The sequence below is a fragment of the Pseudomonas sp. L5B5 genome, from assembly GCF_020520285.1.
GTDB lineage: Bacteria > Pseudomonadota > Gammaproteobacteria > Pseudomonadales > Pseudomonadaceae > Aquipseudomonas.
In genome coordinates this window covers 3,389,231-3,401,997 of record NZ_CP084742.1, presented here as the reverse complement: position 1 = coordinate 3,401,997, position 12,767 = coordinate 3,389,231, and the positions used below count along the sequence as shown (strand labels likewise).

General features: G+C 65.1%; 12 protein-coding genes and 1 pseudogene. 5 read left to right on the top strand and 8 right to left on the bottom strand.

Going from position 1 to position 12,767, the window contains the following annotated elements; translation table 11 throughout:
- Positions 1 to 23 precede the first annotated feature (23 nt).
- Together LGQ10_RS31560 and LGQ10_RS31555 are read right to left on the bottom strand one after the other, a co-directional pair.
- Positions 24 to 752, bottom strand: a complete 729-nt coding sequence (locus tag LGQ10_RS31560) for a methyl-accepting chemotaxis protein (RefSeq protein WP_413247624.1) — start codon at positions 750 to 752, stop codon at positions 24 to 26.
- Positions 753 to 881: 129 nt separating this feature from the next.
- Positions 882 to 1,814, bottom strand: a pseudogene (locus LGQ10_RS31555) (cache domain-containing protein); the annotation flags it as partial.
- A gap of 612 nt (positions 1,815 to 2,426) precedes the next feature.
- Here LGQ10_RS31555 and LGQ10_RS15595 point away from each other — a divergent pair.
- Positions 2,427 to 3,323, top strand: a complete 897-nt coding sequence (locus tag LGQ10_RS15595; RefSeq protein ID WP_226526058.1) for a PA4780 family RIO1-like protein kinase — start codon at positions 2,427 to 2,429, stop codon at positions 3,321 to 3,323.
- 214 nt (positions 3,324 to 3,537) lie between these two features.
- On the opposite strand, the gene cueR is transcribed toward LGQ10_RS15595, so the two are convergent.
- The 3 genes from cueR to LGQ10_RS15580 all read right to left on the bottom strand — a co-directional run bounded on the left by cueR (position 3,538) and on the right by LGQ10_RS15580 (position 6,858).
- Positions 3,538 to 3,942 carry a Cu(I)-responsive transcriptional regulator gene (cueR, locus tag LGQ10_RS15590; protein ID WP_058438517.1) on the bottom strand — a complete coding sequence of 135 codons (405 nt, stop codon included), beginning with the start codon at positions 3,940 to 3,942 and terminating at the stop codon, positions 3,538 to 3,540.
- On the bottom strand, positions 3,939 to 6,335 hold the full coding sequence (locus LGQ10_RS15585; RefSeq protein WP_226526057.1) for a heavy metal translocating P-type ATPase: 2,397 nt from the start codon (positions 6,333 to 6,335) through the stop codon (positions 3,939 to 3,941). The genes cueR and LGQ10_RS15585 overlap by 4 nt, the downstream gene beginning before the upstream one ends.
- 139 nt (positions 6,336 to 6,474) lie before the next feature.
- Positions 6,475 to 6,858 carry a hypothetical protein gene (locus LGQ10_RS15580; RefSeq protein WP_058438184.1) on the bottom strand — a complete coding sequence of 128 codons (384 nt, stop codon included), beginning with the start codon at positions 6,856 to 6,858 and terminating at the stop codon, positions 6,475 to 6,477.
- A 146-nt stretch (positions 6,859 to 7,004) separates the two neighbouring features.
- On the opposite strand from LGQ10_RS15580, the gene LGQ10_RS15575 reads away from it, so the two are divergent.
- Together LGQ10_RS15575 and LGQ10_RS15570 are read left to right on the top strand one after the other, a co-directional pair.
- On the top strand, positions 7,005 to 7,202 hold the full coding sequence (locus LGQ10_RS15575) for a heavy-metal-associated domain-containing protein (protein WP_058438181.1): 198 nt from the start codon (positions 7,005 to 7,007) through the stop codon (positions 7,200 to 7,202).
- A gap of 92 nt (positions 7,203 to 7,294) precedes the next feature.
- Positions 7,295 to 8,491 (top strand): Bcr/CflA family multidrug efflux MFS transporter, encoded by a 1,197-nt coding sequence (locus LGQ10_RS15570; RefSeq protein ID WP_226526056.1) that lies wholly within the window; start codon positions 7,295 to 7,297, stop codon positions 8,489 to 8,491.
- Position 8,492: 1 nt separating this feature from the next.
- On the opposite strand, the gene LGQ10_RS15565 is transcribed toward LGQ10_RS15570, so the two are convergent.
- The 3 genes from LGQ10_RS15565 to LGQ10_RS15555 form a co-directional block, all read right to left on the bottom strand.
- Complete coding sequence (locus LGQ10_RS15565) at positions 8,493 to 8,672, bottom strand: hypothetical protein (protein WP_058438179.1); 180 nt, start codon at positions 8,670 to 8,672, stop codon at positions 8,493 to 8,495.
- Between the two features lie 144 nt (positions 8,673 to 8,816).
- Entirely contained in the window at positions 8,817 to 9,830 is a 1,014-nt protein-coding gene (locus LGQ10_RS15560) for a zinc-binding alcohol dehydrogenase family protein (RefSeq protein WP_226526055.1), read from the bottom strand.
- Between the two features lie 33 nt (positions 9,831 to 9,863).
- A complete protein-coding gene (locus LGQ10_RS15555; protein WP_058437467.1) occupies positions 9,864 to 10,157 on the bottom strand; it encodes a putative quinol monooxygenase in 294 nt (97 codons plus the stop codon).
- 116 nt (positions 10,158 to 10,273) lie between these two features.
- On the opposite strand from LGQ10_RS15555, the gene LGQ10_RS15550 reads away from it, so the two are divergent.
- Positions 10,274 to 11,185 (top strand): LysR family transcriptional regulator, encoded by a 912-nt coding sequence (locus tag LGQ10_RS15550; protein WP_058437468.1) that lies wholly within the window; start codon positions 10,274 to 10,276, stop codon positions 11,183 to 11,185.
- A gap of 131 nt (positions 11,186 to 11,316) precedes the next feature.
- A complete protein-coding gene (locus tag LGQ10_RS15545) occupies positions 11,317 to 12,687 on the top strand; it encodes an MFS transporter (protein WP_226526054.1) in 1,371 nt (456 codons plus the stop codon).
- The last annotated feature ends 80 nt before the right edge of the window (positions 12,688 to 12,767 follow it).

Here is a 12,767-nt window from a genome sequence, read left to right as displayed (position 1 = left end):
GCAGGCTCCCTCGCCTCCGGGCGTCAGGTCCTGAAGCGCCGCACCAGGGCGTCCAGCTCGTTGGACAGTCCGGCCAGGCTCTGGGAGTCCAGGCGGGCGGAGTTGGCCAGTTCCGCCACCAGTTGCGCATCGCCATGGATCTGGCTGATGTGTCGGTTGATGTCCTCCGCCACCTGATGCTGCTCCTCGGCGGCCGTGGCGATCTGGGTGTTCATGTCGCGGATCACGTCCACCGATTCGCGGATCTGCCCGAAGCTGTTGCGCGCCAGGCCGATGCGGTTAACCGACTGCTGGGACACCTCCAGGCTGGCGTGCATCTGCTGGGTCACGGCGCTGGTGCGCTTGGCCAGGTTGCCCAGCAGCCCGTCGATCTCTGCGGTGGAGTCGGCGGTGCGCTTGGCCAGGGCCCGCACCTCGTCGGCCACCACGGCAAAACCGCGACCCTGCTCACCGGCCCGGGCGGCCTCGATGGCGGCATTCAAGGCCAGCAGGTTGGTCTGCTCGGCGATCGAGCGAATGGTGCCCAGGATCGACTGGATATCGGTGCTGTCGCGCTCCAACTGCTGCATCGACTGCGCCGACTGTTCGATTTCCTGGCTCAGGCGGTCGACGCTGTGTACTGCATCGTCGATTTGCTGCTGGCCTTCCCGGGCCTGGCGCTGGCCACTGTCCGCCGACTCGGCGGCCTGGCTGCAGGAGCGGGCGACTTCGTTGGCGGTGGCGACCATTTCGTGGAAGGCGGTGGACACCATGTCCACGGCTTCGCGCTGGCGCCCGGCGGCTTCGGCCATGTCGGTGGAGACCTGGGTCGAGGTATGGGAGGTGGCGAGGATCTTCTGCGCCGCCTGGCCGATGTTCTGGATCAGGTTGCGGATGGCCGCGAGGAACTGGTTGAACCAGTTGGCCAGTTGCGCGGTTTCGTCGTTGCCACGGATGTTCAGGCTGCGGGTCAGATCGCCTTCGCCCTGGGCAATGCCTTCCAGGCCACTGGCCACACCGCGGATCGGCCGTACGATGAGGCTGGCGAAACTTGCCCCTACTACCGCGAACAGCACCGCCAGGATCCCGGCGATCCCGGCGATGATCCAGGTCAGCTGGGTGGCCGCGCCCATGACTTCGTCCTGCTTGATCAGCCCGATGAAGGTCCAGCCCAGTTGCTCGGAGGGCCAGACGTTGGCCATGTAGCGCTCACCGCCCAGCTCCACTTGCACCAGGCCCTTGCCGGCCTTGGCCAATTGCTCGTAGCCGCCGCCGAGACTGCCCAGGGCCTTGAAGTTGTGTTCCGGCTGCTTGGGGTCCACCAGCACCGTGCCGTTGTTCTCCAGCAGCATCAGGTAGCCGGATTCGCCGAGCTTGATCTGCTTGACGATCTCGGTGAGCTGCTTGAGCGACACGTCGACCGCGACCACGCCGCCTTGTGGGCCCAGCTGGTTGGCCAGGGAGCGCACGGTGCTGACCAGCACCGCATCGTCACTGGCCCAGTAATAGGCCTCGGTACGCAGGGTCTTGCCCGGGTTGGCCTGGGCGGTCTTGTACCAGGGGCGTACGCGCGGGTCGTAGTTGGCCAGCTTCAGGTCGGCGGGCCAGGAGACGTAACCGCCGTTGCTGACGCCATAGGACACGTAGGAGTAGGCGGGATGGCTGGCGGCCATGGCGGCGAACAGCTCGAAGATTCGTTTGTCCTGCTCGCCTTCCGGAGCCTTCGCGGCCTCGGCGCTCATCCAGGTCTTGAGGTTGTCGCCGGCCTGGGTGATCAAGGGTTGAGCCGCCAGGTAATCGATGTTCTGGCTGATGCCTTCGAAGAACAGTTGCATGGCGTTGGCCACTTGGCGGATCTCGCGACCGCTACCGTCAACGAAGCCATCCTCGGCATCGCTGCGCAGGTTGATCACCACCAGCGTGGCTACCAGGACCACGGGCAGGCAGGCGATGACGGCAAAGGCCCAGGTGAGTTTCTGTTTGATGTTCATCCGCGCTCCAGTTTTTTGTAAGACCACGAAGTGCAGGCGACTCGCGGATTTATGGGCAGCTTGAAAGATGAAGCCAGTTGCATCCCTGAGAGTGAAGTCGAGCAGGCGGCGATCGAACCTTGGCCAGCGGCTGACGTCTTTATTGGATTGTCGGACAAACTCCCTGTCTCTCTGAGGGCTTCGGCTGGCGCTGCGCAATATTGAGCCGTCGGCGCAAAAAAAACTTGCCGGGAGCAGGCCTGCGTGGGAGCGGGGAGGGCGGTGCCGGACCGTCGCCGATGGACGGTTGCCGGCGGCGTCTCGGCCAGGATCTTCGGCGGTGTCGATGGATGGATCTGGCACATTGAGTGCATTGCTGTCGCTCGGTGGTCGGCAGCCCTTTCCCGTCGTGGGAGGATTGCCGTATAACGAGAGACTTTCGCGTGTTTGGTAACAAGGGACCCACAATAAAAGCTGATGAAGACTCCAAAACGCATTGAACCGCTGATCGAAGACGGTTTGGTAGACGAGGTGCTGCGCCCACTCATGAGTGGTAAAGAGGCAGCTGTGTATGTGGTGCGCTGCGGCAACGAGCTACGTTGCGCCAAGGTCTACAAGGAGGCGAACAAACGCAGTTTCCGTCAGGCGGCGGAGTATCAGGAAGGTCGCAAGGTCCGTAACAGCCGTCAGGCGCGGGCCATGGCCAAGGGCTCCAAGTTCGGTCGCAAGGAGACCGAGGACGCCTGGCAGAACGCCGAAGTGGCGGCCCTGTTCCGCCTGGCCAATGCCGGGGTACGGGTGCCCAAGCCGTTCGACTTCCTCGAAGGCGTGCTGCTGATGGAGCTGGTGGCCGACGAGTACGGCGATGCGGCGCCGCGTCTGAACGATGTGATGCTGGAGCCGGACCAGGCCCGGGAATATCACGCCTTCCTGATTTCCCAGATCGTGCTGATGTTGTGTACCGGCCTGGTGCACGGTGACCTGTCCGAGTTCAACGTGCTGCTGACGCCGGACGGCCCGGTGATCATCGACCTGCCCCAGGCGGTGGATGCGGCCGGCAACAACCACGCCTTCAGCATGCTGGAACGCGATGTCGGCAACATGGCTGGATACTTCGGGCGCTTTGCCCCCGAGCTCAAGCGCACCCGATATGCCAAGGAAATGTGGGCCCTGTACGAGGCCGGCACCTTGCATCCGGGCAGCGTGCTGACTGGCGAGTTCGACGATCCTGAAGAGCTGGCGGATGTCGGCAGCGTGATCCGCGAGATCGAAGCGGCGCGCCTGGACGAGGAACGCCGCCAGGCAGTGCGAGCGGCGGATGATGCGCCGCCGGGCAAGTCCGAAGAGCCACCGCCTCCGCCCTGGATGCAGTGATGCCAAAAAAAATCCGGCTTCGGCCGGATTTTTCATTCCTGCAAACTACTTGGCATCTTGTAGCTGCTGCCGAAGGCTGCGCACGGCCCGAAGGGACGTAGGGATCTTCAGGGCGCTGAGGTTTTGCAAGGGATCGCCAAGCAAGGCCCTGCGAGCCTTTTCGCAGCCTCGCCAGGGCTCGGCAGCGGCCACAGAAATCGCTTCTTGCAAACACTCAGGACGCGCAGCAACTGCCCGAGGCCAGTTCCTTGAGAATCGGGCAGTCCGGACGATGGTCGCCCTGGCAGTGCTCCACCAGGTCCTGCAGGGTATCGCGCAGCCCCGCCAACTCGCGGATCTTCTGGTTCAGCTCATCGATATGCTGGCGCGCCAGGGCCTTCACGTCGGCGCTGGCCCGCTGCCGGTCCTGCCACAGGGTCAGCAGCTTGCCCACTTCCTCCAGGGAAAACCCCAGGTCCCGGGAGCGCTTGATGAAGGCCAGGCTGTGCAGGTCGTCGTCGCCATACAGGCGATAGCCGCTGTCACTGCGGTGGGCGGGCTTGAGCAGGCCGATGGACTCGTAGTAACGGATCATCTTCGCGCTCAGGCCGCTCTTGCGGGCTGCTTGGCCGATGTTCATTCGGCGTTCTCCAGGTCTTTGGGTTTCCAGGTTTTCAACAGTAGCGCATTGCTGACCACGCTGACGCTGGACAGGGCCATGGCTGCCCCGGCGAGCACCGGGTTGAGCAGGCCGAACGCCGCCAGCGGGATGCCGATCAGGTTGTAGACGAAGGCCCAGAACAGGTTCTGGCGGATCTTCGCGTAGGTCTTGCGGCTGATTTCCAGGGCCGCCGGGATCAACCGTGGATCGCCACGCATCAGGGTGATGCCGGCCGCGTGCATGGCCACGTCGGTGCCACCGCCCATGGCGATGCCGATGTCTGCCGCTGCCAGGGCCGGGGCGTCGTTGATGCCGTCGCCGACCATGGCCACCACGCCGGTCTTCTTCAGCTCGGCCACCGTGGCCGCCTTGTCCGCGGGCAGCACTTCGGCGTGCACGTCGTTGATGCCCAGGGCGTCGGCCACCACCTTGGCGCTGCCGCGGTTGTCACCGGTCAGCAGGTGGCTGCTGATATGCCGTGCGTTGAGTTGCTGCACCGCCTGCAGCGCGCCGGGCTTGAGTGTGTCGCCAAAGGCGAACAGGCCCAGCACCCGGGATTGCGGGTTCTGCTCGATCAGCCAGGACAGGGTCCGGCCTTCGTGTTCCCAGTCCTTGGCCGCCTGGGCCAGGTTGCCGGGGTTGAGGCCGCTTTCTTCCAGCAGGCGCCGGTTGCCCAGGGCCAGTTGGCGACCCTCCAGGGTGCCGGCGATGCCACGCCCGGTGAGGGACTGGCTGGCGCTGACGTCGGCCACTGGCAATTGGCGTTCCTGGCACAGGTCCAGCACCGCCTTGGCCAGGGGGTGCTCACTGCCGCGCTGCAGGGCGCCGGCCAGTTGCAGCACCGTGTTCTCGTCGCCTTCCACCGCCTGCATGTGGGCGATGCGCGGAGTGCCGGAAGTCAGGGTGCCGGTCTTGTCGAACACCACCGAACTGACTTCGTGGGCACGCTCCAGGGCTTCGGCGTCCTTGATCAGGATGCCGTGGCGGGCTGCCACGCCGGTGCCGGCCATGATCGCGGTGGGCGTGGCCAGGCCGAGGGCACAAGGGCAGGCGATCACCAGCACTGCCACGGCGTTGATCACCGCGGTTTCCAGGGGGGCGCCGTACAGCCACCAGCCCACCAGGGTGATCAGCGCCAGCACCAGGACGGCGGGCACGAACACCTGGCTGACTTTATCCACCAGTTTCTGGATCGGTGCCTTGCCGGCCTGGGCGTCTTCCACCAGGCGAATGATCCGTGCGAGCACGGTTTCCGCTCCCAGGGCCTGGGTGCGTACCAGCAGGCGGCCTTCGCCGTTGATGGCCCCGCCGGTGACCTTGTCGCCGGGCTGCTTGGGCACTGGCAGGCTTTCACCGCTGATCAGCGCTTCATCGGCGTGGCTCTGGCCGTCGATGACTTCGCCATCCACCGGAAAGCGCTCGCCGGGCTTGACCAGCACCAGGTCGCCCAAGCGCAAGGCGCTGATGGCCACTTCCTGTTCGCGGCCGTCGATGACCTGGATTGCCCGTTCCGGACGCAGGGCTTCCAGGGCACGGATGGCGCTGGCGGTCTGGCGCTTGGCGCGGCTTTCCAGGTACTTGCCCAGCAGCACCAGGGCGATCACCACCGCCGAGGCTTCGAAGTACAGGTGCGGCATGCTGCCAGCGGCGGCGGCGCCCCACTCGTACAGGCTCAGGCCGTAGCCGGCGCTGGTACCCAGGGCCACCAGCAGGTCCATGTTGCCGCTGCCGGCGCGTACGGCCTTCCACGCCGCCACGTAGAAGCGGGCGCCGAAGATGAACTGCACCGGGGTGGCGAGGGCGAACTGGGCCCAGGCCGGGAGCATCCAGTGCAGGCCGAACGGCTGCACCAGCATCGGTAGCACCAGGGGCAGGGCCAGGAGAATGGCCAGCACCAGGCTCCAGCGCTCGCGGCGCAGGTTCTGCTGTTGCTCGTCGCCGTGCTTTTGCTCGGCTTGCCACAGGCTGGCGGTGTAGCCGGCCTGGGTCACGGCGTTGATCAGCAGGGTCGGCTCGACCTGGCCCAGCAGCTCGACGTGAGCGCGCTCGGTGGCCAGGTTGACGCTGGCACTGCGCACTCCAGGAAGTTTGTTCAGGGCCCGTTCGACACGCCCGGCGCAGGTGGCGCAGGTCATGCCGCCGATGCTCAGCTCGACCGATTGCACCGGCACGCTGTAGCCGGCGTTCTCCACGGCCTCCAGCAGGGCCGGCAGGCTGTCTCCCGGTGCTTCGACCCGAGCCTGTTCCGTGGCCAGGTTGACGCTGACGGTGCGAATGCCGGCCACCTTGCCCAGGGCGCGTTCCACGCGTCCGGCGCAGCTGGCGCAGGTCATGCCGGCAATCGGCAGGTCGAAAGTGGTTGATTCAGGCATGGCGACGCTCCCTGTAAATGTTGCCTACAGGATCAACCTTGCCATGCAGGCAAGGTCAAGGGGCATTGCAGGGGTGCTTCATTTTGTCCCAGGGATGAACAACGGACAGGCCCGGCGCCAAGGGGCGCCAGGCCGTCCGTCAGTATCCCAGGGCGGTGGGCTTGAGGTACATGCCCGAAGGGCTGGTGGCGATGCGGAACTTCAGCACGTCGCCGGCCTTGAGGCTCACCTCCTGGGTGCTCGGCGCCAGCATGCCGGCGCTGCAACCCGGTGCCTGGCCCGGCAGCAGTTTCAGGCTCAGCGCCACCTTGCCGGCCGGCAGGTTGAAGGAGGTGGTCTGTTCCTGGAACAGCCGGCCGGCCAGCTGGTCCTGGATGTACAGGCCGATTTCACAGGTGGTGGCCACTTCCAGCCGTTCCCTTGAAATGATCAGTACCCCGTAATCCTCGCCGGCAGCCAGGGCCGATGGCGCTGCCGCGGTGAGGCCCAGCAGGCCGATGAGGCTGAAAGTTGACCAGCGCATGGCTGAATCTCCCGCTTTGATGACATAAGGAGTGAAGCTTGGCCGAGCGCGGCGCCGATTTCCAGCCCGGCAGGTTGCGCTGGAACTTGACCTTGCCATGGTGGCAAGGCCAAGACTCTGCTCAACCTCAACACTGGAGAAGCGCAATGCAAGTATTCAACGTTCAAGGCATGTCCTGCGGCCACTGTGTGCGAGCCATCACCCAGGCCTTGCAGAACAAGGACCCGGCGGCCACCGTGCGGGTGGACCTGGCGGCGAAGGAAGTCGGGGTGGAGAGCCGGCTGTCCACCGATGAGGTCATCAGCTTGATCAGCGAAGAGGGCTATGGGGTGCAGGTCGCCTGAACGATCTGATCGTTAGCGACCTATCGGAATGTTCAAGGCGTCCAAGCACGGATAAACTATCGGGCCGCTGACCCGATGCTCGTTTGGATGCCATGAACCTACGCATTATCTTGATTCTCGGCGCCCTGAGCGCATTCGGCCCCCTGGCCATCGATTTCTACCTGCCAGCCTTCCCGGCGATGGCCCAGGCTTTCGCCACCGATGAAAAACATATCCAGTTGACCCTGGCCGCCTATTTCCTGGGGCTGTCCATCGGGCAGCTGGCCTATGGGCCACTGGCCGACCGCTTTGGCCGGCGACCACCGCTGCTGGCCGGTGTCGGGTTGTTCACCCTGGCGTCCCTGGCTTGTGCCTATGCGCCAAGCCTGGAGTGGCTGATCGGTGCGCGGTTCGTCCAGGCCCTGGGCGGCTGTGCCGGAATGGTGATATCCCGCGCGGTGGTCAGTGACAAATGCGACGCCGTGGGCTCGGCCAAGGTGTTTTCGCAGCTGATGCTGGTGATGGGGCTGGCGCCGATCCTGGCACCGATGCTCGGCGGCCTGCTGGTCAATCTCCATGGCTGGCAATCGATCTTCATCATGCTCACGGTATTCAGTGCCCTGTCCGGGCTGGCGGTGGCCCTGGGCCTGCCGGAAAGCATGCCGGTCGAACGACCACGCCTGCCGTTGTCCGGGGCACTGCACCAGTACGGCCTGCTGATCAAGGACCGGGTGTACCTGGGGCATGCCCTGACCGGCGGCATCGCGATTGCCGGGATGTTTTCCTATATCGCCGGCTCACCCTTTGTCTTCATCAAGCTCTATGGCGTACCGGCGGAGCATTTCGGCTGGTTCTTCGGGATCAACGCCGGTGGTTTCATCCTGGTGGCGCAGATCAATGCACGGCTGCTGGCCAAGCGCGGGCCGGCTTTCCTGCTGGCGCGCACGGTATGGATCTACCTGGCGGCGGGCCTGGCCCTGCTGGGTATCAGCGCCGTGCATACCACGGCACTGTGGCCGCTGCTGGTGCCGCTGTTCGTCTGCATCGCCAGCCTGGGCTGCATCATTCCCAACGCTGCGGCCTGTGCCATGAATGGCCAGGGCGCGCGGGCCGGCAGCGCCTCGGCGCTGCTGGGGTGCCTGCAGTTCAGTGTCGCCGCGGGCGCGGCCTACCTGGTGGGGGTGTTGCACGACGGCAGCGCCATGCCAATGGCCATGGTCATTTGCCTGTGCGGCGTGCTGGCGGTCAGCATGGCGGTCATGACCCGGCGTTTGCAGAACGCCCGGGCGCTGAAGGCCGTCGAACTCTGATTCAGCCGGCGGCGCGTTGCTGGGGCAGGGGAATCGCATGAGGAGCCAGCAGTCGGGTCTGCAGGGTCTGGGTGAACATCCGGGCCTCGGCCTCGCTGCGGAACGTCACCGCGTGCTGGTCCAGGCGAACCTGCCACTGGGAGCCTTGGGGGGTTGCCAATTCTTTTATCAGGATCTTCATTGCTGACCTCCTAACGGTAAAAGACTGCACTGCAAGGGACCCCAAGTGTAGACCTGAATACGGTCACGAATATGACCGAAATCAACTCTCGGACTGACGGCAGCCAGCACCTTTTACCGGTGCCGGCTGCTGCTCGTGACGGTGTCAGAAACCTTCGAGGACGATCTTGCCGCGAGCCTTGCCGCTCTCCAGCAGAGCGTGGGCACGGCGCAGGTTGGCCGCGTTGATCTGGCCGAAGTGCTCGCCGACCGTGGTCTTTAGGGTGCCGGCGTCAATCAGTTCGGCGACCCGGTTGAGCAGCACGTGCTGTTCCTGCATGTCGGCGGTTTCGAACAGCGAACGGGTGTACATGAACTCCCAGTGCAACGACAGGCTCTTGCGCTTGAGCTGGGTCACGTCGAGGCTTTTCGGGTCGTCGATCAGCGCCAGCTTGCCCTGGGGCGCCAGGGCTTCCACCAGTTGGTCGAGGTGGGCATCGGTCTGGGTCAGGCTGGCGACATGGGTCACCGAGTCGATGCCGATGCGCTTGAGTTCGGCGCTCAGCGGCTGGCTGTGGTCCACCACCGCATGGGCGCCCAGTTCGCGGACCCAGGCCTGGGTCTGTTCGCGCGATGCAGTGCCGATCACCTTGAGGCCCGTGAGCTGGCGAGCCAGCTGGGTGAGGATCGAGCCGACCCCGCCGGCAGCGCCAACGATCAGCAGGCTCTGGCCCTTGTCAGACGGCTCCTGGTTGACCTGCAGGCGTTCGAACAGCAACTCCCAGGCGGTGATCGCGGTCAGCGGCAAGGCTGCGGCCGCGGCGAAATCCAGGCTCTTGGGCATGTGGCCGACGATCCGTTCATCCACGGTGTGCAGCTCGCTGTTGCCGCCGGCCCGGGCGATGGAGCCGGCGTAGAACACCCGGTCACCGACCTTGAACAGGCTGACGTCGCTGCCCACGGCCTTGACCACCCCGGCCACGTCCCAGCCCAGCACCTTGGCTGCGCCGCCTTCGGGCTGGACGTTCTGGCGCACCTTGGTGTCCACCGGGTTGACCGAGATGGCCTTGACCTCCACCAGCAGGTCGCGGGGGCCGGCCACCGGCTCGGGCAGTTCGATGTCTTGCAGGGACTTGGCGTCGTCGATGGGCAGGGAGGCGTAATAGGCGATGGCTTTCATGTGGAGAGTTCCTGATGAGTAGGTGAAAAAGGCTCAGACGATCAATTGCAGGCGCTTGAGCTCGAAGTGCTCGATCGCCTCGCGGGTCTGGGCGATGAAGTGCTGGAAGTGCGCGGTGTTGTTGTGAAACTCCAGGGCTGCTTCATCGTCCCAGCGCTCCAGCACGTAGAAGGTGCCCGGCTGCTCGGCGTCCTGGTGCAGCTCGTAGTACTGGCAGCCGCTTTCCTCGCGGCTGGGCGGGACCAGGGCGCTGAGCTCGCGCTCGAGGACGGCTTGCTGGCCGGGCTTGGCGATCAGGGTGGCAATCGCGGTGAAGGCTTGGGACATGGGAATTTCCTCAGGGGTTGGCCGATGGAGGGGATGATTGGCTATTTCTCCTGAAGATAAAACCCGCTAAAAGAGCAGGCTCTTTCAATATTTTCTTGATAATCCAGGTGCGCTCCATGCTTCGATTCGATGACCTGCAGTTGTTCGTGCGTGCCGCAGACCTGGGCAGCCTGTCGGCGGCGGCACGGGTCATGGACCTGTCACCGGCGGTGGCCAGCGCCGCCCTCAAGCGCATCGAGGAACACTTGGGCGCGCGCCTGCTGGCCCGTTCCACCCGCAGCCTGCGCCTGACCGCCGAGGGCGAGGGGTTTCTCGAATATGCCCGTGCCGCCTTGAGCAACCTGGATGAAGGCCGGCGCCTGCTGGCCAGCGGACAGGATCAGGTCAGCGGCGTGTTGCAGCTGTCCGCACCTTCGGATTTTGGCCGCAACCTGCTGCTGCCCTGGCTCGATGAATTTCAGCGCGAGCATCCCAAGCTCAGCGTGCGCCTGCTGTTGGGGGACCGAATTGCCGACCTGTTTCGCCAGCCGGTGGACATTGCCCTGCGCTACGGCGAGCCGGAAGACTCCAGCCTGGTGGCCCTGCCGGTGGCTCCGGACAACCGCCGGGTGCTGTGCGCCGCCCCCAGCTACCTGGCCCGCCACGGCGAGCCGCGCCAGCTGGAGCAACTGGCCCAGCACAACTGCCTGCTGTACATGCTCGACAGCCGGGCCCACGACCTCTGGAGCTTTCATGACGGCAAGCGCGAAGTGAGCCTCAGCGTCAGCGGCGACCGCCTGAGCGACGATGCCGATGTGGTGCGGCGCTGGGCCGTGGCCGGGATAGGGATTGTCTACAAGTCCTGGCTGGACGTGGCCGCCGATGTGCTGGAGGGGCGCTTGCAGGTGTTACTGCCGGAGCTGACTTGCGAGCGGGCGTCGCTGAACCTGCTGTGCACCCACCGGGCGCACCTGAGCAAACCCGTGAAGCTGTTGCGGGACCTGCTCCAGAACCGCTGCGCCGAGATCAGCGCCCGGCGCCCGCTCTAGGAGCGGCCTGGCACTCAACGTTCCAGGTCCGGGCGTCGCTGGCGGACGCGAACAGGTCGCCCTGGGCAATCAGCCCCAGCCCCGATTCCGCACACTCCAACGGTCAAGCATTCAACCGGGGGGAACGGGACATGGGCATACAGGGATACAGCGCCGCAGAGCGCCTGGAACGGCTACCCATCAGCGGCTATCACCGCGTGATCTTCATCATCATCGCCCTGGCGTTTTTCTTTGACTCCATGGACCTGGCGATGATGACTTTCCTCCTCGGCTCGATCAAAGCCGAGTTCGGCCTGAGCTCGGCCCAGGCGGGCCTGCTGGCCAGTTCCAGCTTCTTCGGCATGGTGCTGGGTGCTTCGCTGTCGGGCCTGCTCGCCGACCGTTTCGGGCGCAAACCGGTATTCCAGTGGAGCATCGTGCTCTGGGGCGTGGCCAGCTACCTGTGTTCCACCGCCCAGAGCGTGGACAGCCTGACCCTGTTCCGGGTGCTGCTGGGGATCGGCATGGGCATGGAGTTTCCCATCGCCCAGTCGATGCTCTCGGAGATGATTCCGGCCCAGCGTCGTGGGCGCTACATCGCCTTGATGGATGGCTTCTGGCCCCTGGGTTTCGTCGCCGCCGGAGTGCTGTCGTATGTCCTCCTGCCGCTGATCGGCTGGCGCGACATCTTCCTGGTGCTGGCGATCCCGGCGGTGTTCGTGCTGGTGATCCGCTTCTTCATCCCCGAGTCGCCGCGCTGGCTGGAACAGGCCGGGCGCCACGCCGATGCGGATCGGGTGCTGTGCGACATCGAGGACAAGGTGCGCGCCTCCCTGGGCACCACGCAGTTGCCGGAGCCGGTGCGCCTGCCGCGCATCGACAGTGCGCCGGGGCACTTTTTCTCTGCACTGAAGCAGATCTGGTCGCCGCTCTACCGCCAGCGCACGCTGATGATCTGGAGCCTGTGGTTCTTCGCCCTGCTGGGTTTCTACGGGCTGACGTCCTGGCTCAGCGCCTTGCTCCAGCAGTCCGGTTTTGCCGTGACCCAGTCGGTGTACTACACGGTGCTGATCTCCCTGGGCGGGATTCCCGGGTTCCTCATGGCGGCCTGGCTGGTGGAGCGCTGGGGACGCAAGCCGGTGTGCATCGTCACCTTGCTCGGTGGCGGGATCATGGCCTTCTTCTACGGACAGAGCGCGGTGTTTGGCGGCAACGTCAGCCTGCTGGTCGGCACCGGGCTGCTGATGCAGTTCTTCCTGTTCGGCATGTGGGCGGTGCTCTACACCTATACCCCGGAGCTGTATCCGACCTCGGCCCGGGCCACGGGCTCGGGGTTCGCTTCGGCGGTGGGGCGCATCGGTTCGCTGCTGGGGCCGCTGGTGACCGGGCTGGTGTTTCCGGTGACCGGGCAGGGCGGGGTGTTCGCCCTGGGGGCGGCATGCTTTGTGATTGCGGCGGGAGTGGTCTGGCTGTTCGGGATGGAGACCCGGGGCAGGACCCTGGAGGAGTTGAGCGAGGGCTAGCAGGCCGTTGAAAGACTACCTGCGTTGCCATCGCTGCGTTAGAAACAAGCTCAAAATGCTCATTTACCACTCGTAGACTG